Below are 19,578 nucleotides of genomic sequence, written 5' to 3'. Positions count from 1 at the left end.
GTGCGGAGGTGGTGCGAGGGGTGATACGGGGGGTGGCGCGGCGGATGTCGCGAAGAGGTGGTGCGGGCAGGCGACTTGGGTGTGCCGAAGTCGTCCCGATACGGAGGGAAGGCGAGGGAGGGGGCGTGGCCGGTTCCCGTAGCCGGACAGGCGTGGCCGGTTCTCGCCGGTCGGAGCCGCCGAATCAGACTCGTTCACATCCGGACGCGCCCGGACACGTTCGCGCCGGATTCACTCACATCCATGCTCCATTACGGCGGGGACCGGATGGGATCACACCCGGCGCTGGCCGAGGCCGAGCCGGGCGCGGCGGAGCGGAGTCATCCCCTCCAGGCGCGGGCGTCCGGCGTCCCGCGCGGAAAGCGCCGACGCCTCAGCCCGCGCGGTGCACCACCGCGTCGCAGAGCTCCTCCAGCGCGGCCCTGGCCGGGCACTCGGGCAGCGGCGCGAGCGTGGCCCGGGCCTCCTCCGCGTAACGGACGGTGTCCCGGCGGGCCTGCTCCAGGGCCGGGTGGGCGCGCAGCCGGCGCAGCACCTCGGCGAGCCGGTCGTCGTCGGCGAGGTCGCCGTCGAGCAGGGCGCACAGCTCCAGGTCGGCCGGGTCGCCGGTCGCCTCGGCCCGGGCCCGCAGGTGCAGGACGGGGAGGGTGGGGATGCCCTCGCGCAGATCGGTGCCGGGCGTCTTGCCGGACTCGTGGGAGTCGCTGGCGATGTCGAGGACGTCGTCGGCGAGCTGGAAGGCGGTGCCGAGCCGCTCCCCGTAGTGGGTCAGGATCTCCACGACGCGCTCGTCCGCGCCGGACATCATGGCGCCGTAGCGGCCGGAGACGGCGATCAGCGAGCCCGTCTTGCCGCCGATGACGTCGAGGTAGTGCTCGATCGGGTCGCGACCGTCGCGCGGGCCCGCGGTCTCCAGGATCTGGCCGGTCACCAGGCGCTCGAACGCCTCGGCCTGGATCCGGACGGCCTCGGGGCCGAGGTCGGCGAGGACCCGGGAGGCGCGGGAGAAGAGGAAGTCGCCGGTGAGGACGGCCAGGGAGTTGCCCCAGCGGGCGTTGGCGCTGGGGGCGCCGCGGCGCATGTCCGCCTCGTCCATGACGTCGTCGTGGTAGAGGGTCGCGAGGTGGGTGAGCTCGACGACCACGGCCGAAGGCACGACGCCGGGCGCGTACGGGTCGCCGAACTGGGCGGCGAGCATCACCAGCAGCGGCCGGAAGCGCTTGCCGCCGGCGCGGACGAGGTGCTGCGCGGCCTCGGTGATGAAGGGCACACCGCTCTTGGTGGCCTCCAGGAGGCCCTCCTCGACAGCGGCCAACCCGGCCTGGACATCGGCTTCAAGAGCCTGGTCCCGCACGCTCAGCCCGAAGGCCCCGACGACGGTCACGAGGGGTACTCCTGTCTGCCTGCGATCACGGGGATTGTCGATGTGTCGCTGTCTTCACCAAAAGTCAGCGTATCCGGTCGGTTGTGGATCACCGTGGGCGGCTGCCCGAACAGCGGCCCGCCACCGACCCTCCCCGGGGCGTTTTGTCCCCTTCTTCGCGGCTTCCCCTCGGCTTCCCCTCGACCGCTTCCCGGCCGTTTTCCCACCCGCTTCCCCTCCGCCCCCGGCGGGCCCCGCCCGCCGAAAAGGGGCCGGACGGGCCGGAATCAGCCCGTCCGGCAGCTGGACGGAGGGCGCCCGGAGGCGGTCGGGAAGCGAGGGGCGCACATCGGAACCGACTAAAAACGGAAGAGTCGATTCCGTCGGTTCTTCGACTCCGTCGGCTCCGTCCGTTCCGTCGATCTCGTCGGTTCCGTCGGTCCCGGTTCCGATCACCACCTCCGTGGGAACGGTGCGACGAGAAGTGCCCCCTGTGGGGGACACCGCTCGCCGGTCACCCACCGTCAGAGCGCCGCCACCGCCCGTGCCAGCCGAGGCGACGCGTACGTCGTCCCGCAGACGAACCGCATCACCGGTCCGTAGCTCGCCGCCGCCGGCAGGCCCGTGAAGAACAGCCCGGGAACCGACGAGTGGTACCCCGCGCCCAGGCGCGGACCGCCGGCGCTCGCCACCAGCCGGGCGCGGACACTGTCCCCGAGGAAGTCCAGAGCGCCCAGGTCGACGTGGTAGCCCGTGGCGGCGATCACGTGGTCGGCGGCGAGCTCGCTCTCCACCCCGTCGGCGGCCCCGGCGAGCGTGAGCACCGGGCGGCCCTCCACCAGCCGGGCCCGGACCACCCGCTTGCCCTCGGTGACCTGCACCCGGCCGACGAACCGGTCCCGCAACCACCAGGCACCGAGCGGCCCGAGCACCCGGCGGACCAGGTATTCACGGGAGCGCGGAGGCAGCCGGCGGAAGCCGTCCGCGTGGTACGAGAACGCGTACAGCGACCAGGCCCGCCCGAACGGCGTGTCCGGCTTCAGCGGCGACTGCCCGTCCGGCGCCGCCCCGAACCGCACCGCCCCGCGCCGCCGCGCCACGACCCGTACCGAGGCGGCGCCGGCCTCCGCGAGCAGGACCGCCGTCTCCAGCGCCGACTGCCCGGCGCCGATCACGGCGACGTGCCGGCCCGCGAAACCGCTCAGGTCGCGGTGGTGCGAACTGTGCGAGAACGGGCCGCCCTCGGCCGGCCCGTCGGGCACCGCCGCGGCGAGCTCGTCGGGTACCCGCGCCAGCCCGCTCAGGCCGGTGGCCACCACGACCGCGCGGGCGGCGAACTGCTCGCCGGAGTCCAGCTTGAGCTCGAAACCGGCGCCGCCGCCCTGGCGCAGTTCCACGGACTTCACCCGCACCTGCTCCAGGCCCGGCACCAGCCGCCGCTGGAACCACTGCCCGTACGCCGCGAAGGTCTCGACCGGGATGATGTCCCAGTCGGACTCGTAGCGCCGCTCCCCCGCCTCCAGGCAGTAGTCGAGCAGGGTGTGGCCGGGCTGCGGCGCGTCGATGTCCGAGGCCGAGGGGGTGGATTTCAGCAGCATCCCGACGGGCATGTGCTCCCGCCAGCTCACCATCGGCGAGCCGAAGACGCGCGTCGGAATGCCGCGGGCCTTCAGGTGGGCTGCGGTCGAGAGGCCGTAGGGCCCGGCCCCGATGACTGCTACCGGAAGTGTCACGTGTCCCCTCCCAGGGCGTTTCCCGGCCCCCGCGACCGCGGGGCCGGTCTGCTGCGTCACCTCCGCGTACGCGGTGCGTACACGGGCCTTGCTGAGGTGGATCCGGGAGCCGCGCCCGGGCGGCGGGGCGGCGGAGTCCGGGCGGTGCGGTGGGGCTGTGCGGTGGGGCAGTGCGGTGGCGGGGGCGGGGGGGCGGCGGGCCTACGGGATGCCGCGGCGGCGGGCGCGGGCCGGCGTGACCGGTATCCGGGCGTCCGCTGAACGGGCGGAATGGGCGGAACGCCGCGGGCCGGCCGGACCGGGGAACGGAGGGCCGCCGGCGGCCGGCCGACCCGCCGCCTCGCACCCCGTCACCCGGCCGCCGCCCTTCGAGCCGCCCGGGGCACTCCGCGGCGTCGGGAGCACCCGTACCGCGCGGAGTGTCCGTACCGCCCGTTCCCCGGAGGCCGAACGAGCCGCCGGGACGCGGACGCCCGACCCATGCGCCCGGCCCCCCTTGCCTCCGTCGTCCCTCTTGTCCTTCCTGCTGTCGGCACCCCCTGCCGCTCCGGCCGCCCCCACCCAGTGCCGCCCCGGCACCCCGCTCACTCCGTGCGCTCGGCCGCCACGGCCGGGGCGCGCACGGCCCGGGCCGCGGCCGCGTGGGCGCGGCGCCGCGAGCGCCACATCTGCCACAGATGTCTGGTGCCCGGCCGGACGAGCCGCGCGAGCATGGTCAGGAACGGCTTCATGTCATCGCGGGCCGCCCACGCCAGCTCCGTGCCGTTGGCGCGGGCGGGGGCGTGCGGGGTGGTGTAACCGCTGCGCCGGTAGGCGGCGAGCGCGGGCAGGTCGATGTTCTCGACGACGAACCGCCGGCCGGCCCGTTGCTCGCCCTCCGGCACCGGGCGCCCGGTGAGATCGAGGTGCTGGGCGCGGACGACGTCGACCCCCGCCTCGTTCTCGAAGAGCCGGAACTGGGCGCCCATGCGGGGGTTGAAGTCCAGCAGCTTGTACCGCCCGTCGCGGCGGTCGAACCGCCAGTCGAGGTCGACGATGCCGCAGAAGCCGATCTGCTTGATGAACTGGGCGCTCAGGGTGGCAAGTTCGGGATTGTCGACGACGTAGGCGTTGGCGGTCATCCCCGCGTGCGGCGGCCAGGAGCGCACCTTGACGCCGGTGAACAGGGCGCGCGGCGCGCTGTCCGCGTCGAAGTAGGCGTGGACGATCCAGTCCTCGGCCTCCTCGCGCGGCAGGTACTCCTGAAGGATCACACCGGGGTTGGGCCCCCAGTCGCGGGCGAGCGCCAGCAGCCGGCGGGCGTCGGCGATCCGCGTCGTCCCGGCGACGGCCGGCCGGCGACGACGCTCGAAGGCCTCGCGGTTCTTGGCCACGAGCGGGAAGGCGGCGGTCCCGGCGTACTTCTCGATCTCCTCGTAGGTGGCGGGGAACAGTGTCGCCGGGGCCGGCACCCCGTGCTCCACGCACAGCTCGTACAGCCCCTGCTTGCTCGCCAGGCGCCGCGGCAACTCCCTTTCCACCGGAGGGAAGAGGAACGGACCGGCCAGCTTGTCCGCGTGCTCGGCGATGAGCACGGCCGCCTCCTCGTCGGTGGGCAGCAGTACGGTCGGACGGCCGATCCGCTCACCTATCCGGAGCAGGCCGGCCACCAGCTCGTCGGCCCGCTCGGTGCCGGTGGTCGGCCAGACGAACCCGGCGCTCAGGTATCGCGAGACGGCCGCCGGTGTCCAGCGGTCCTCGGTGATGGCGTACATCGGTACGCCGAGTCTTCCGAGGCTGCGGATCGCGCCGACGCCGCCATGGTGCAGGGGATAGTCACCGAACTTCACGATCAATCCGGGCACTGACCGGTCCGCCGATACGGACGCGCTCCTGCTCGCCACCAGCTCCCCCCTCGGCCACCCCGCCTCAGCGGCCCCCCACTGTGTGTGACCCGACTTAGGACGCTACTTCGGAATCATCGGCTCCAGCAAGGAGTTACCGGACATTGCCCTACCTTTTCCCCGCTTTAGAACACCGTTTCACAGGGCGGGAACACCCCTCGAACAGCTCTTGCCCGTCGGCCGTCAACCCGTAATGTGTGGCTCCCGTGCATCCGAGTGCATGGCGACGTGCATTTCGAGTGGAGAAGGCGAGGCCGCGAGACCCATGCCCCAGCACAGTGCCCACGAACTGCCCGAAGGAGACCCCTTCGGCGCCGACGCGCTCCCCTACGGCGTCTTCACCACCCCGGGCGCCCCCGACCACCCGCGGATCGGCGTGCGCTACGGCGCGTACGTCCTCGACGCGGCGACCGCCGCCTCCGAGCGCGGGTCGGCGTACGCCGATCTGCTGGACCAGCCGGTCCTGAACCCGCTGATGGCCGCCGGCCGTCCGGTGTGGCAGGCGGTACGCGCGGAGATCCGCGGCATGCTCGACGACGGCACCCTCCCCGGCGGCCACGCCCACCCGTTGGACGAGGTGACCCTGCACCTGCCGTTCGAGGTGGCGGACTACGTCGACTTCTACGCGAGCGAACACCACGCCACCAACGCGGGCCGCATCTTCCGCCCCAACGGCCAGGCCCTGCCCGCCAACTGGAAGCATCTGCCGATCGGCTACCACGGGCGCGCGGGCACGGTCGTCGTCTCGGGCACGGACGTCGTACGCCCCCAGGGGCAGCGCAAGGCGCCCGACGAGGAGCTCCCCTCGTTCGGCCCGTCGCGCCGGCTCGACATCGAGGCCGAGGTGGGCTTCGTGGTCGGCACCCCGGCCCCGGCCCGGACGCCCGTACCGCTGGACGCCTTCCGCGACCACGTCTTCGGCGTCTGCCTCGTCAACGACTGGTCCGCGCGCGACATCCAGTCCTGGGAGTACGTGCCGCTGGGCCCGTTCCTCGGCAAGTCCTTCGCGACTTCCGTCTCCGCCTGGATCACCCCCCTGGAAGCCTTCGACGCGGCCCGCACCGCCCCGCCCGCCCGCGACTTCCCCCTCCTCCCCTACCTCGACGACTCGGAGGCGTCCGAGCCCGGCGGCATCGACATCCGTCTGGAGGTCCGCATCAACGGCGAGGTCGTCTCCCGCCCGCCCTTCTCCACCATGTACTGGACGGCCGCCCAGCAGCTCGCCCACATGACCGTGAACGGCGCCTCGCTGCGCACCGGCGACTTCTACGCCTCCGGCACGGTAAGCGGCCCGGAACCCGACCAGCTCGGCTGCCTCCTCGAAATCACCGCCGGCAAGGGCCCATTCCTCGCGGACGGCGACGAGGTCGTCATCACAGCCTGGGCCCCGGGCCCGGACGGGTCCCGGATCGGCCTCGGGGAGGTGGCGGGGCGCGTGCTTCCGGCCGGCGGCCGGTAGGGGGCCCCAGCCCCGCCCCTTCACCGTTTCCTGCGGGGGCTGCGCCCCCGCACCCCCGACCGGCTCTATCAGCCCGTCCGGCGTTTGAGGACGAGCGGCGAAGCCGCGACAAGGGGGTCTGGGGCGCAGCCCCAGGAAACGGTGAGAGGGCGGGACCGGGGCACAACCCCGCCCGAAGGGCTACCCCTTCGTACCGCCGGCCGTCAGCCCGGCGACGAGGTGCCGCTGGACGAAGAAGAACGCCAGCCCCGCCGGCAAGGCGATAAGCACGGCGGCAGCCGTCATCAGCCCCCACTCCGCCTTCTGCTGACCGACGAACGTCTGCAGGCCCACCGCCAAGGTGTAGTGCTCCTCGCTGCTCATGAACTGGCCGGCGAAGGCCACCTCGCCCCAGGCGGTGATGAAGGAGTAGAAGCCGGTGACGGCGAGACCGGGCCGGGCCAGCGGCAGGATCAGCCGCCAGAACGTGCCGAAGGGGGTCAGTCCGTCGACCCGCCCGGCCTCGTCGATCTCGGCGGGTATGGAGTCGAAGTACCCCTTGAGCATCCAGGCGCAGAACGGCACGGAGATCGAGCAGTAGGTCAGGATCAGACCCCCGTAGGAGTCCAGCAGCTTCAGCTGCCCCAGGATGTTGTACAGCGGCACGATCAGCACCGCCATCGGAAACATCTGCACCACCAGGAACGTCCACATCAGCGGCCGGCTCCCGGGGAACCGCATCCGCGACACCGCGTACCCGGCGGTCGCCGCGATCAGTACGCCGATCACCGTCGCCCCCAGGGCCACGATCACCGAATTGCCGAACCAGGTCAGGAACTTCGTCTCGTTCAGGATGTGCCGGTAGTTCCCCCACTCGAACCCCGAGAAACGGGTGGGCTCCTGCCAGCCGTCCCGCCCGCGCAGCGAGACGAGGACGATGAACAGCACCGGGAAGAGGGAGACGAGCGACGCCACGACCAGCGTCGCGTGCAGGGCGACGGACGCGCCCCGGGAGCGCTGCCCGCGGGCCCGCGGCTTCGCGGTGCGGCTCATCGCGCCTCCTCCTGCCGGGCCAGCAGCCTGCGGTAGAACACGGCGAACACCAGCAGCAGCGAGAGGATGAGGATCCCGTACGTCGCCGAGCCCGCGTAGTCCCGGATGCCCTGGAAGGCCAGCCGGTAGGAGTACGTCACGAGGATCTCGCTCTCGGAACTCGCGCCCTGCCCGATCAGCAGGTAGATGACCTGGAACATGTTGAACGTCCAGATGGTGCCCAGCAGGATCACCGTCCCGCTCACCGTCCGCAGCCCCGGCAGGGTGACGTGCCGGAACCGCTGCCAGGGCGAGGCGCCGTCCATCTCCGCCGCCTCGTGCAGCTCGGCCGGGATGGACTGGAGACCGCCGAGGATCGCGACCATCATGAACGGCACGCCGAGCCACACGTTGACCGCGACGGCCGACATCTTCTGCAGCGTGCTGTCGCCGAGCCAGTCCACCGCGCCCACGCCCAGCTTCTCCAGCATCGCGTTGAGCACGCCGTACTTCTCGTTGAACATCAGCCGCCACGAGAACGTCGCGACGAACGCCGGCACCGCCCACGGCAGGATCAGCAGCACCCGGTACAGCCCACGGAAGCGCATCGCGCGGTTGAGCAGCAGGGCCAGCCCGAGGCCGATCGCGTAGTGCAGGAGGACGCAGGAGGCCGTCCAGACGACGGTCCAGCCCAGCCGGCCGTAGAAGTGGCCCTCCTGGCCGGAGAGCACCTTCCAGTAGTTGTCCAGCCCGACGAACTCGTACGTCGACGGGATGTGGTTGACGCCGATCGTCCGGCCGACGTTGGCCTCGTTGGCGTCGGTGAGGGAGAGGTAGATCCCCCGGCCCAGCGGGTACCCGACGAGGACGGCGAGGACGACGACCACCGGCAGCACCATCGCCCAGGCGTACCAGTGGGTGTCGAACGACCGGCGGGCCCGGGCCGCCAGGCCCGGGCGTGCGGTCGTGGTCGTGGTCACGGCAGCGGTCACGGCATTACTCCTGGACCGCGTAGTCCTTGAGGAGGGCGGACTTCCACTCCTTGGCCGTGGCGTCCAGACCGGCTTGCGGCTCCTCCTTGAGCGTCAGGATCCGGGTGTAGTGCTGGAGCCAGACGGTGAACAGGTCGCCGCCCTGCGGGATCGGCGGGCGCGGGTGCGCCGTGGACAGCGCGTCGTGGAAGGACTTGCGGACCGGGTCGGCCAGCACCTCCGGCGTGTAGGCCGCCTTGCGCGTCGGCAGCAGCCCGAGCGACTTCGACACCTCGGTCTGCCGCTCGGCGTCCGTCATGAACCGCGTGAAGAGGTACGACGCGTCGAAGTTCCCCGAACCGGCGTAGACCACCAGGTTGTGGCCGCCCACCGGAGCCCCCGCCACCCCGGTCGACCCCGCCGGCACCGGCGCGATGCCCAGGTTGCCCTTGTCCTTGAACGCCTCGCCGCCGAACAGCTCCTTGGTCGCCCAGGGGCCGTCGATGAGCATCGCCAGCTTGCCGTTCTTGAAGTCCGTCTTCAGCGCGTTGTACCCGTCGGTGCCCGCCGGCTTGGGCGCCGCGCCGGACTTCACCAGGTCGACGGCGGTCTCGATGCCCTTGCGGGACGCCGCGTCGGAAATGGTGATCTTCTTGGCCGCCGCGTCGACCATGTCGCTCTTCTCGCCGTAGAGGAACGGCAGCGAGTAGTAGCTGTCCGGGCTGAGGCCGATGCCGTCCGCGCCCGCCTTCTCCTTGACCTTCTTCGCGGCGTCCTTGACCTCCTGCCAGGTGGCCGGCGGCTTGTCGACGCCCGCCTTCTTGAAGAGGTCCTTGTTGTAGAGCAGCCCGAGCGTGTCGGTGACCTGCGGGACGCCGTACGTCTTGCCCTGGTACGCCGCGTTCTTCAGCGGCCCTTCGAGGAAGTCGTCCGTCTTGTCCAGGGCCGGCGTCCCGGTGAGATCCTTGAGGTAGCCGAGCTGCGCGAAGCCCGGCGTCCAGCCGACGTCCGAACGGAGCACGTCCGGGGCGCCCTTGCCGGTGGACGCGGCCGTCTTGAACTTCTGCTGCGCCTGGTCGAACGGCACGTTGACGTAATCGACCTTGATCTTCGGGTACTTGGCCTCGAAGTCCTTCACCAGCTTCCGGAACGCCGGCGCCTCGTTGGTGGCGTCCGACGTGTCCCACCAGGTGACCGTGCCGCTCACACTGCCCGGGTCCTTGGCCGCCTTGCTGCCGTCGCCCCCGCCCCCGCCGTCGTCGCCACAGGCGGTCGCGGTCAGGGCCAGCACACCGACGACGGCGGCGACCGATATGCCTCTTCGCATACGGTTCTCCTCTTCACGAGGGCCGTTCCTGGAGTTGGGCGGCCCGAGCTGAGGAGGAAGCTAACAGGCTGCAATCTCTTGCGAAAGACCTTGCAAGGAGGGAAAGCGGGGATTTCCGGGTCGTCAGTGTGGTGTGACGCGGGGGGTTGACCGTGGCCGGTGGGGCTCGTACGGTCTCCGGGCGCCACGGGTTGCCGCCTTCTTTCCGCCTGCCCGCACGCGTCTTGCAATGTTCTTGCAGTGCTCCGCTCCACGCACCACCCACCCCGGGAGCCGTCATGCCGCGTACCGTACGGAGGGCCCTCGCCGCCGTCCTGACCCTGCTGACGGGCGCCTCGGTGTCCCTGTCCGGGCCCGTGCCCGAGGCGCGGGCCGCCGGCGCCGCGCCGGGCGGACGCGACGCCACCGCCGTGCTGTTCCAGTGGCGGTACGACGCCGTGGCCCGGGAGTGCGGCGCGTTCCTCGGGCCCGCCGGGTACGGCTACGTCCAGGTGTCGCCGCCCCAGGAGCACATCGCCGGTCCGCAGTGGTGGACCTCGTACCAGCCCGTGAGCTACCGGATCGCCGGCCGGCTCGGCGACCGCGCCTCCTTCGCCCGCATGGTGAACGCCTGCCACCGGGCCGGGGTGAAGGTCGTCGTGGACGCGGTGCTGAACCACATGTCCGCCGGCTCCGGTACGGGCACCGGCGGCACGGCGTATACGAAGTACGGCTACCCCGGTACGTACGGGGACGACGACTTCCACCGCTGCCGCCGGCCCGTCTCCGACTACACCCGCCGCGACGACGTCCAGAACTGCGAACTCGTCGGCCTCGCCGACCTGGACACCGGCAGCGAGCGGGTCCGCGACCGCCTCGCCCGCTACCTCGACGACCTGCTCGCGCTCGGCGCGGACGGCTTCCGCATCGACGCGGCCAAGCATGTGCCGAGTGCCGATCTCGCGGCGGTGAAGGCGCGGCTGAGCAAGCCGGACGTCTACTGGAAGCAGGAGACGATCTACGGCGCGGGCGAGGCGGTACAGCCGGAGGAGTACCTCGGTACCGGGGACGTCCAGGAGTTCCGCTACGCCCGCGAGCTCAAACGCGTCATGACGCAGGGGCGGTTGGCGGAGCTGCGGAGTCTCGGGGAGGGGCGGGGGTGGGTGCCCGGCGGCAAGGCGTCCGTCTTCGTCGACAACTGGGACACGGAACGCGATGGGAGCACCCTCAACCGGGCGATGGGGCCGGTATACGGGCTTGCCAATGTCGCCATGCTCGCCCTGCCGTACGGGTCCCCCGACGTCCACTCCGGTTACGCCTTCACCGATCGGGACGCGGGGGCGCCGTCCGGAGGCTGGACGTACGAGCACCGGCGACCGGAGACGGCCGGGATGGTCGCGTTCCGCAACGCGGTGCGGGGGAGCGGCGTCGGGCACTGGTGGGACGACGGGGGCGACGCGGTCGCCTTCGGGCGGGGCGCGAAGGGGTTCGTCGTCATCAACCATGGGCGGGGCGTGCTTTCGCGGACGTTCGCGACGGGGCTGCCGGCGGGGGAGCACTGTGACGTGCTGAGTGGACGGCGGGTGCGGGTCGGCCGGGACGGCCGGTTGACGGCGAGGGTCGGGGTGGACGCGGCGCTGGCGGTGGTGGTGGAGCCCCGGTCCCTCCCCTTCACCGTTTCTTGCAGGGGCTGACGCCCCCGCACCCCCGAAGCGCGCTGCGCGCGCTGTCCTCAAACGCCGGACGGGCTGACTGTCCAGCCCGCCCGGCGTTTGAGGACGAGCGGCGGAGCCGCGAAAAGGGGGTCTGGGGCGCAGCCCCAGGAAGCGGCGAAGGGGTGGGGCCGGGGCACCCCCCAACCGACCGCTTAGGATGCCCCCATGACCCCCCGGCCGCGCCGCAGAATGGACGTGGAACAGCGACGCCGGCAACTGATCACAGTAGCCCTGGACCTGTTCAGCGAACACCCGCCCGAAGACGTCTCCCTCGACGACGTCGCGGAAGCGGCCGGCATCTCCCGCCCCCTCGTCTACCACTACTTCGCGGGCAAACAGAGCCTGTACGAAGCGACGTTGCGCCGCGCCGCCGACGACCTCACCGCACTCCTCACGGCGCCGCGCCAACTCCCGCCCGGGGAAGGGCTGCTCGCGGTCGCCGGCCGCTTCCTCGACTTCGTCGAGACACACGGCGCGGGCCGGTTCACCCTCCTCCGCGCGCACCCGGACCTGATCGACGAGGTGCGGGACGCGGCGTACGGGCAACTGCTGGGCCACCTGGGCGTCGAGACGCCGGGTCCCCGCCTGGAGGTGGTCCTGCGCTCGTGGATCTCGCTCGCGGAGACGGCCGCCCGCTGGTGGCCGGACGGCCGCCGCATCCCGCGCGCGGAGCTGGAGTCGCAGCTCGTGCACTCGTTCGTGGCGCTGACCGCGGTGGGCGCGGCGCACGACGACGGGATGGCGGCCGTCCTGCGGCGGATCGTGGCCGAGGAGCCGGCCGACGGGCCGTTCACCGAGGCGGCGACGGCGCTGGCCGCTCTCTGAGCGTCACTTCAGCGCGGCCACCCGCTTCCCGTCCCGCGTCCGCCCGGCCAGCCGGGCGACCGCCCCCTGACCGGCCGGGAGGGCGAGGACCGGTCCCGGCCCGGTGCCGCGGACGCCGCCCGTCGCGGTGATCGAGACGACGTCCGGGCTGCCCGCCGCCAGGGCGTACCAGGATCCGCCGGGCGACTTCCACAGCGCGCCCGCCAGGACGTGCGGCTGCCGGGGGCCGCAGGCCGGGGAGTCCTCGGCCCGGGCGACGACCGCGGCCCGGGCGCCGGGGCGGCCGCCGGGCGGCAGGAACTGGGCGACCGTGCGGCCGCCCGCGCCGCGCCAGGTCTCGGCGCGCGTGCACAGCCACTCCGCGGTGCCGGCGCCGCCGGGCAGCGGCTGCCGGGCGAACTGCCAGGTGTTGACGGCCCGTACGCCCTGCGAGCGCAGGCTCGGCAGCAGACAGGCGGTGTGCGCCCAGGCGGCGCGCTCGGCGGGGGAGGGCGCGGCCCCGTCCCGGTCGCCGTTCCCGCCGGGCGCCCCGCCGGTGAGGCGGGCCGGGACGAGCTCGCTGAGGTCGGTCGCCGGCCGGCCGTCGAGCTGGAGCACCGGCCAGGACCGGCAGTCGCCCGCCGCGGCGGGGCTCGTCGTCGGGTCGGTCACGCCGTCCGCGTTCCGGTGCAGGGGCTGGGCGGGCGCGGCCGGGGAGAGGAGGTCGCGGACGGCCGTCGAGGCGACCCAAGGGGCCGTGAGGTAACGGACGTTGCCGTCGGTGCGGCCGAGGACGACGGCCGTCGCGGTGTCGGCGTCGGCCGCGTCCGTCCGGGCGAAGTCCAGGGCGGCCGAGGTGGCGTCGCCGTTCCTCGCCTCGGCGTACCGGACGACGCGCAGGCCGTCGTGGAGCAGCACGACCACCGCCGAGTCCACCGCGCCCGCGTAGAGCAACTGCGGCGGGCCCGGGGCGGGCCCGGCCGGTGTGCCGGGGGTGGCCGTCACCCGGACCGAACTCCCCGGGCGGGCCCAGACGGACAGCGCCCGGCGGAGCAGGGCCTCGTCGGTGGTGCGGTCGCCGCGGGCCGGCCAGGAGGCGAAGCCCGGGCGGTCGGCGTGGCGCCAGGCGTCGGCCGGCGCACGGGTCAACCGGCCGGGGTCCAGGGCCTGTTCGGCCGCGGCGTTCCGGGTGTACGCCGGGGCCGCGGCGCCGTCGGGTCCCCAGCCGCCGTCCGACACGGCGAGCAGTGCCCCGCAGACCGCGGTCGCCGCCAGGGCCGCCGCCGCGGCCCGCAGGTGCTGGCGGCGGCGCATCAGGTCGGTGGGGCGGGCCTGGAGCGAACACGGGTCGAACTCCGCCGACATCAGCAGCGAGCCGTCCCGGGAGCCGGCCGGCACCCGCGCGGCGGCGGCCTCGGCGAGGGCCGCCCCCGGCTCGGCCACCCCGGCCGCCGCCAGCAGGGCCCGCACCTCCCGGTCGGCCGGCAGCTCCAGGGCGCGCAGCACGAACGCGGCCCGGGCGGGCGGGGACAGCCGGCCGAGCGCCTGGTCGAGGGCCAGTTCGTCGGCGCCTCCGGAGCGGGGGAACAGCCGCAGCCCCCACACCTGCGGGAGCGGCGGCGGCATCTGCCCGGGGCGCGGCGGCCACCACCACCGGCCGCGCGGCCGGCCGGCCGCCAGGGCCCCGCGCAGCACGCGCAGCCGGACATAGGCGTAACCGGGGTCGTCGTTCCGCCGCCCCTCCGCCCCGCGCGGGCCGGGGACGGTGTCGGCCGGGCACTCGACGAGGCTCACCCGGTTGCGCGGCAGGGACCGCTGGACCAGCGCGTGCGCGGTGAGCACCCTGCGGTTGCGGCCGAGGCCGGACGGCAGTACGAGGTAGCCCAGGCGCACCAGGCGGGGGTAGTGCTCGACGATCGCGGCCTCGGCCTGCTCGATGTCGAGGGGGCCGGTGGTGCTGTCGGTGCCATCGGTGCCATTGGTGCCGGCGGTGTCGTCGGGGGGCCGGGGGGCTGTCGCTTGCTGCTCCACGTCGGTAGAACGAGTGAATGGTGGGATGGTCACCTCACCCGCACGGGCGACGACGCGCCATGGCGTCGGGCTCGGCTCGGGGGTGCCCGCACGCGGCTGGGGGCGCCCGACCGGTGTGCGTGGGTGCCGCCCGGTTCGGGGGGGTGATGCCTGGCGTGAGGAGTGGCCGACGGTGTGGGGAGCGCGCCCGGCCGGTGTGAGGAGCGCCCGGCCGGTGTGCGGAGCGCCCAGTCGGCGCTGAGACGCCGTCCGCGCCCTGCCGCGCGGCCCGCGCGGGCCCGGGAGCCGTCGCGCGTCCGCCGCCCCGGCGCGCCACCTGCCGCCTCCGCGCCAGGCACTGCCTCTGCGCCATATACCGCGCCTGCGCCCCGTATCCGTCTACGTCACGTACCGCGCCTACGCCATGTGCCGCGCCTGCGCCGCGTGCCGCGTCTACGTCACGTGCCGCGCCTGCGCCGCGTACCGCGCCTACGCCCCGTATCCGTCCACGTCACACACCGCGCCAACGCCATGTGCCGCGCTACGCCACGTACCGCGCGCGGATCCGGTTCACGGCCGCGTCCGGGACGCCCAGGCCGACCCGTACGTACCCCTCGACCGAGCCGTACAGCCGCCGTACCTCCTCCATCGCCGCCGCCAGGTACGCCGGGCGGACGCCGAAGATCGCGGAGGCGATGCCGGGGTCGCCGCCGGCCGCGGTGAAGCGGTCGGTGAGCGGCGCGAACGCGGCCCGTACGGCAGGCTCGACCGCCAGGTACTCCGCCTCCGCCGTCTCCGGCGCGGCGCCGAGCAGCAGCAGGAGGACCGTCGCGGCCCAGCCGGTGCGGTCCTTGCCGGCCGTGCAGTGGAAGAGGAGCGGCCCGCAGTCCGGTTCGGCGAGGGTGGTCAGCAGCCGGCCGTAGGCGCGGCAGGCGGCGTCGGAGGTGACGAACGCGCGGTACGACTCGCACATCAGCTTCTCCGCCTTGCCGCCGCCGAGGCGCTCCTCCACGGCGGCCGGGTTGCCGAGCACCGACTCGATGTGCGCCGGCATCGCGGCGCCGCCCGGCACCGTCCCCTCGGCCAGGACGTCGGCGACGATCAGCCGGGCACCGCGGGGGAGCCGGTCCGGGTGCTCACGGCGCTCGTTCTCGCTGCGGAGGTCCACCACCGTGCGGATGCCGAGCGCGGCCACCGCCGGGTCGGCGGCCGGATCGTGCCGGTCGAGCTGGCCGGAGCGCAACAGGAGGCCTGGCCGGACGGCGGAGTTGCCCGCGAGCGCGACGCCGCCGAGGTCACGGAGGTTGATGATGGTCGAGGCGTCGAACTGCGGCATGCGCGCGTCTCCCTCTTGTCGGCCTTAGGCGTTGCCGCGGGCGTTTTTCCGCTTTCCACTTTTATTGTGGAGAACGGTAGCCGAGCCCGCGACGGCACCGGCGTGCGAGGGGCGCCGCGCGGAGGCGCGGGCCGTGCCGAGGCGCTCCGGGGAAGCCGTACGCCCCCTCCCTGCCGGACGCGCGTGGTCCGTACGGCCATAGGAGGGGGCGGACGCGCGGTGCGGGACCGTACGAAGCCCCGCACCGCACGTGGTCGCGGCCCGGGGGATCAGAAGGCGAACGCGCCCGGGCTCTGCTTGGTGACCGCCTTGCAGGTGTTCTCCACGCCCAGGATGGTCAGCCGCGCGGAGACGTCCGAGCTGCCCGCGGCGGGTATGTACGAGTCCAGCCGGTCACCGGCCTCGACCGGTCCCGTCAGCGGGCCGACGGTCGCCTTCCCGCCCGCCGGGATGGCGGGGTTGGAGGTACCGGAGAACGTCACCGTGTTCCCGTCCGGCCGCTGGAGGGTCAGCGCGGTGGACGTGGAGTCCGCCGGGATCTCGACCGGGAAGCGGATGCTGTCGTTGGTGAGGTAGAGGGAGCCCACGCCGCCCTCCGCGGACGCGTCCAGGCTGACGTCGATGACACCGTAGGAGCCGCAGTCGTACTTGGCGGTGGCGGTCTGCGTGGCGGCCGTGACCTGCTCGGCCGCCATGGACGGCGCGGCGGCGGCGCCGAGTCCGCCGAGAAGGACGGCGGAGGTGACGACGGCGGTTCTCGTGAACAGTCGCATGATGGGTGCTCTCCTGATCCGTGAACGTCTGGCCCCTGCCGATCGGGCGGGGCGAGGAAGGCCGACCTGGGCCGGAAGCGGGTCCGGGGAGGGTGGGGGGAGAGGATGACGGACCGGTCGCGGGCGCCCCCTGAGGCGGGACGGCCCTGCTTGCCGTGCGAGGTCGGACAACGGTCGGAAAAAGCCGGGGACTTCCGTACCGGTAGGGCGGAAGTCCCGTTCTGAATAACGTTGTTGACGATAACATCCGAATACACGGGGGCAACAGTGAGCCGCACCAGTCACATCAGCCGCCCGAAGGACGGCCCTCCGGGGCGTCAGGGGGAGCGGCGCGGCGCGCCCCGCCTCACCCCCGGTCCAGGTACGCCAGTACCGCCAGCACCCGCCGGTTGTCGTCGTCGGAGGGCGCCAGGCCCAGTTTCCCGAAGATGTTCGAGGTGTGCTTGGCCACCGCCCGTTCGGTGATGGCGAGCCGTTCCGCGATGGCCGCGTTCGACCGGCCCTCGGCCATCAGCTCGATCACCTCGCGCTCGCGCGGGGTCAGCCGGGCCAGCGGCGCGTCCTGCGAACGCCGGGACAGCAACTGGGAGATGACCTGCGGATCCATCGCCGTACCGCCCGCCGCCACGCGCCGGACCGCGTCCACGAACTGCTCCGCGTCGAACACCCGGTCCTTGAGCAGGTAGCCGACCCCGCCGGTGCCGTCGGCCAGCAGCTCCTGCGCGTACAACTGCTCAACGTGCTGCGACAGCACGAGCACCGGCAGACCCGGTACGGCCTTGCGCGCGGCCAGCGCGCACTGCAGCCCCTCGTCGGTGAACGACGGCGGCAGCCGGACGTCCACCACCGCCACGTCGGGCCGCAGCTCGGCCAGCGCCCGGGTCAGTTCGGGGCCGCTCTCCACCGCGGCCACGACCTCGAAGTCGTACGCCTCCAGCAACCGGACCAGCCCGTCACGCAGCAGGAAGAGGTCTTCGGCAAGGACGACACGCACAACGGCTCCAGGGTGATCAGGCCGTGCCCCCCGCGGGCCCGGGTGCCCTTATGGTCCCCCATCGGGTTGTCGGGCCCGCTCGGTCCGTCGGGCTTGCTCGGCCCGCCCGGCCCGCGCGTCCGCCCGGCCCGCCCGGTCGGGGCTTGCCGGGGCCCGCCGGGGTCGTCGTCGCGGCGGCGCGGCGGCGTCGCGCGACGTCACGGTTCGAGGGTGAAGTCCGCGTTGTCGAAGCCCGGCGCGACCACGCAGGAGACCAGCACCGGCTCGTCGCCCAGGGGCTCGGCCGACTGCCAGACCCCGCCCGGGACCAGCGCCTGCGGCCGCTGCCCCGCCTCCACCGCGGGCCCCAGGACCAGGTCGCCGGTGCCGTCCCCGTCGGCCCCTTCCAGCCGCAGCCGCAGCGGGCCGCCGCGGTGCCACAGCCACAGCTCGTCGGAGCGCACCCGGTGCCGGCGGGAGCGCTCGCCCGGGTGCAGCAGGAACAGGATCCCCGTCGCGAAGGGCCGCGGCCCCGGGTAGCCGTCGGGCACCGCGGAGGAGGAGGTCCGCCAGGTCTCGCGGAACCATCCACCCTCCTCGTGCGGGCGCAGATCGAGGAGGGCCACGAGGGGGGAGATGTCAGCCATGACCCCAATGTGCCAGTCCGTCGGCCCCGCCGCCGCCCGATCGGAAGGATCGACGGGATCGACGGGATCGACGGGGTCAGTGGGAACGACGGAACCGATGGAACCGGCGGACCGGGGCCGGGAGCGCGGGGATCAGCCGGCCGCCGCCGCGAGGACGCAGGGGACCTCGATCGTGACGAGCGTCGGCCCGCCCACCGGGCTGCTGACGGCCAGGATCCCGTCGAACGCCCCGAGCCGCCGCTCGACCCCCGGCAGCCCCGAGCCGCCGCCGAGACCCGCGCCGCCGCGGCCGTTGTCGGTGACGCAGGCGCGCAGCATTCCGTCGGCGTGGTGCAGGTCGACCTGGATCCGGTCGGCGCCGGAGTGTTTGACGGCGTTGGTGAGCACCTCGCTCACCGCGAAGTACACGGCGGACTCGATCGGTTCGGGGGCCCGTCCCGGCAGCGCCACCGACGTCTCGACGGGCAGCGGGAGCCGCAGCGCCAGCGCCCGGACGGCGTCCCCGAGGCCGCGCTCGGCCAGCACCGGCGGGTGGATGCCGCGCACCAGGTCCCGCAGCTCGGTCAGGGCCTCGGCGGAGTCCGCGCGGGCGGCGGCGAGCATCCGCTTGGCTCGCGCCGGATCCTTCTCGATCAGCGCCTCGACGGTGCCCAGGCTGATGCCCATGGCGACCAGCCGGGCCTGCGCGCCGTCGTGCAGATCCCGTTCGATGCGGCGCAGTTCGGCGGCGGAGCTGTCCACGGCGTCGTGCCGGGTCTCGGTGAGGTGCTCGATGCGCAGCGCCATCTCCCGCTGGGGCGTGGGCCGGAGGAACGCGCGGGCCATCCGGAAGTCGGCGCGCAGCATGGCCGGCCCGGCGGCGACGCCGAGGACCGCGTAGACCGCGCCGAGGGCGACGGCCATGTTGGCGGTGGCCTGGCTGCCGACGTGCAGGAAGGTGAACCAGACGTTGCCGTCGGCGCGGACGATCGGCTTCCAGACTCCGGCGGCCAGGACGATGCCCCACGGCAGGTAGAGGACGAGCCCGGGCGGCAGGATGGCCAGGGTGAAGCCGGCCGTCATGTCCACCAGCAGCCACTGGAGGTCGCGCCAGGTGGCCCGGTCCCGCAGCAGCGCCGTGCAGCGCTCGACCGTCCCCAGGAAGCCGCTCCGGGCGCGCGGCGGTTCGTACGGGGTGGGGATCCGGATGCCCGTCCACTCCTGAGCCCACGCCCTGCGTTGATCGGCGTAGGCCCGCACGGCCTTCATGACGTAAGGGGTGGTGAGGAGGCCGAGCCCGACGGGGATCAGCGCGATCGACACCGCCGCGAACGTGAACAGCAGGATCGACGCCACGAGCCCCCACAACGCGAGTCCGAAGGACCTCGCGACGGCGCCGAAAGCTCTGCTGATCCTCATGGGTTTTCCCGCTCCCCCGCCACTGCCCGTCCGGGGCGGTCGCCCCGGATCCGACCCCCAGTCTGCCGCCCGCCGGCAGACCGGTCACGGGGTACAACCGGCGGACCGGGGGTGTACCTGGCAACACCCTCTCACCTGGCCTCCCGTCCCCGCCGGAGGGGGGCGGGACGGGAGGCCAGGTGAGAGGGTGTTGCCA

15 protein-coding genes are annotated in these 19,578 nt (G+C 73.5%); 3 read left to right on the top strand and 12 right to left on the bottom strand.

Annotated features, from left to right (window positions below; translation table 11 throughout):
* Positions 1–373: 373 nt before the first annotated feature.
* The 3 genes from ACSNOK_RS16360 to ACSNOK_RS16350 all read right to left on the bottom strand — a co-directional run bounded on the left by ACSNOK_RS16360 (position 374) and on the right by ACSNOK_RS16350 (position 4,940).
* Positions 374–1,384 carry a polyprenyl synthetase family protein gene (locus tag ACSNOK_RS16360; protein WP_436781409.1) on the bottom strand — a complete coding sequence of 337 codons (1,011 nt, stop codon included), beginning with the start codon at positions 1,382–1,384 and terminating at the stop codon, positions 374–376.
* Between the two features lie 503 nt (positions 1,385–1,887).
* Positions 1,888–3,096 carry a SidA/IucD/PvdA family monooxygenase gene (locus tag ACSNOK_RS16355; RefSeq protein WP_436781408.1) on the bottom strand — a complete coding sequence of 403 codons (1,209 nt, stop codon included), beginning with the start codon at positions 3,094–3,096 and terminating at the stop codon, positions 1,888–1,890.
* A 584-nt stretch (positions 3,097–3,680) separates the two neighbouring features.
* The gene (locus ACSNOK_RS16350; protein WP_436781407.1) at positions 3,681–4,940 is read right to left on the bottom strand and encodes an ATP-grasp domain-containing protein; all 1,260 of its coding nucleotides are present in this window, start codon (positions 4,938–4,940) and stop codon (positions 3,681–3,683) included.
* A 304-nt stretch (positions 4,941–5,244) separates the two neighbouring features.
* Here ACSNOK_RS16350 and fahA point away from each other — a divergent pair, with 304 nt between their 5' ends.
* Complete coding sequence (gene fahA, locus ACSNOK_RS16345; protein ID WP_436781406.1) at positions 5,245–6,438, top strand: fumarylacetoacetase; 1,194 nt, start codon at positions 5,245–5,247, stop codon at positions 6,436–6,438.
* 180 nt (positions 6,439–6,618) lie between these two features.
* On the opposite strand, the gene ACSNOK_RS16340 is transcribed toward fahA, so the two are convergent.
* The 3 genes from ACSNOK_RS16340 to ACSNOK_RS16330 all read right to left on the bottom strand — a co-directional run bounded on the left by ACSNOK_RS16340 (position 6,619) and on the right by ACSNOK_RS16330 (position 9,747).
* Positions 6,619–7,470, bottom strand: coding sequence for a sugar ABC transporter permease (locus ACSNOK_RS16340; protein ID WP_436781405.1), 852 nt, complete (start codon positions 7,468–7,470; stop codon positions 6,619–6,621).
* Positions 7,467–8,348 (bottom strand): carbohydrate ABC transporter permease, encoded by an 882-nt coding sequence (locus tag ACSNOK_RS16335; RefSeq protein WP_436781410.1) that lies wholly within the window; start codon positions 8,346–8,348, stop codon positions 7,467–7,469. The genes ACSNOK_RS16340 and ACSNOK_RS16335 overlap by 4 nt, the downstream gene beginning before the upstream one ends.
* A gap of 97 nt (positions 8,349–8,445) precedes the next feature.
* Positions 8,446–9,747 (bottom strand): extracellular solute-binding protein, encoded by a 1,302-nt coding sequence (locus ACSNOK_RS16330; protein WP_436781404.1) that lies wholly within the window; start codon positions 9,745–9,747, stop codon positions 8,446–8,448.
* Between the two features lie 278 nt (positions 9,748–10,025).
* Here ACSNOK_RS16330 and ACSNOK_RS16325 point away from each other — a divergent pair, with 278 nt between their 5' ends.
* Both ACSNOK_RS16325 and ACSNOK_RS16320 read left to right on the top strand, forming a co-directional pair.
* A complete protein-coding gene (locus ACSNOK_RS16325) occupies positions 10,026–11,420 on the top strand; it encodes an alpha-amylase (RefSeq protein ID WP_436781403.1) in 1,395 nt (464 codons plus the stop codon).
* 186 nt (positions 11,421–11,606) lie between these two features.
* On the top strand, positions 11,607–12,266 hold the full coding sequence (locus ACSNOK_RS16320; protein WP_436781402.1) for a TetR/AcrR family transcriptional regulator: 660 nt from the start codon (positions 11,607–11,609) through the stop codon (positions 12,264–12,266).
* Positions 12,267–12,269: 3 nt separating this feature from the next.
* Here the strand turns inward: ACSNOK_RS16320 and ACSNOK_RS16315 are convergent, their stop codons facing one another.
* From ACSNOK_RS16315 to ACSNOK_RS16290, 6 genes are all read right to left on the bottom strand, one after another.
* Entirely contained in the window at positions 12,270–14,276 is a 2,007-nt protein-coding gene (locus ACSNOK_RS16315) for a hypothetical protein (protein ID WP_436781401.1), read from the bottom strand.
* A 520-nt stretch (positions 14,277–14,796) separates the two neighbouring features.
* Positions 14,797–15,591: a tyrosine-protein phosphatase gene (locus ACSNOK_RS16310; protein ID WP_436781400.1), complete on the bottom strand. Its 795-nt coding sequence runs from the start codon at positions 15,589–15,591 to the stop codon at positions 14,797–14,799.
* Positions 15,592–15,860: 269 nt separating this feature from the next.
* The gene (locus ACSNOK_RS16305; protein WP_436781399.1) at positions 15,861–16,364 is read right to left on the bottom strand and encodes a hypothetical protein; all 504 of its coding nucleotides are present in this window, start codon (positions 16,362–16,364) and stop codon (positions 15,861–15,863) included.
* Positions 16,365–16,710: 346 nt separating this feature from the next.
* Entirely contained in the window at positions 16,711–17,358 is a 648-nt protein-coding gene (locus tag ACSNOK_RS16300; RefSeq protein ID WP_436781398.1) for a LuxR C-terminal-related transcriptional regulator, read from the bottom strand.
* Positions 17,359–17,555: 197 nt separating this feature from the next.
* A complete protein-coding gene (locus ACSNOK_RS16295; RefSeq protein ID WP_436781397.1) occupies positions 17,556–17,984 on the bottom strand; it encodes a cupin domain-containing protein in 429 nt (142 codons plus the stop codon).
* Positions 17,985–18,116: 132 nt separating this feature from the next.
* Positions 18,117–19,382: a sensor histidine kinase gene (locus ACSNOK_RS16290; RefSeq protein WP_436781396.1), complete on the bottom strand. Its 1,266-nt coding sequence runs from the start codon at positions 19,380–19,382 to the stop codon at positions 18,117–18,119.
* Positions 19,383–19,578 lie beyond the last annotated feature (196 nt).

It is taken from the genome of Streptomyces sp. URMC 126 (genome assembly GCF_051386555.1).
Classification (GTDB): domain Bacteria; phylum Actinomycetota; class Actinomycetes; order Streptomycetales; family Streptomycetaceae; genus Streptomyces.
This window is presented reverse-complemented; position numbering and strand designations above follow the sequence as displayed.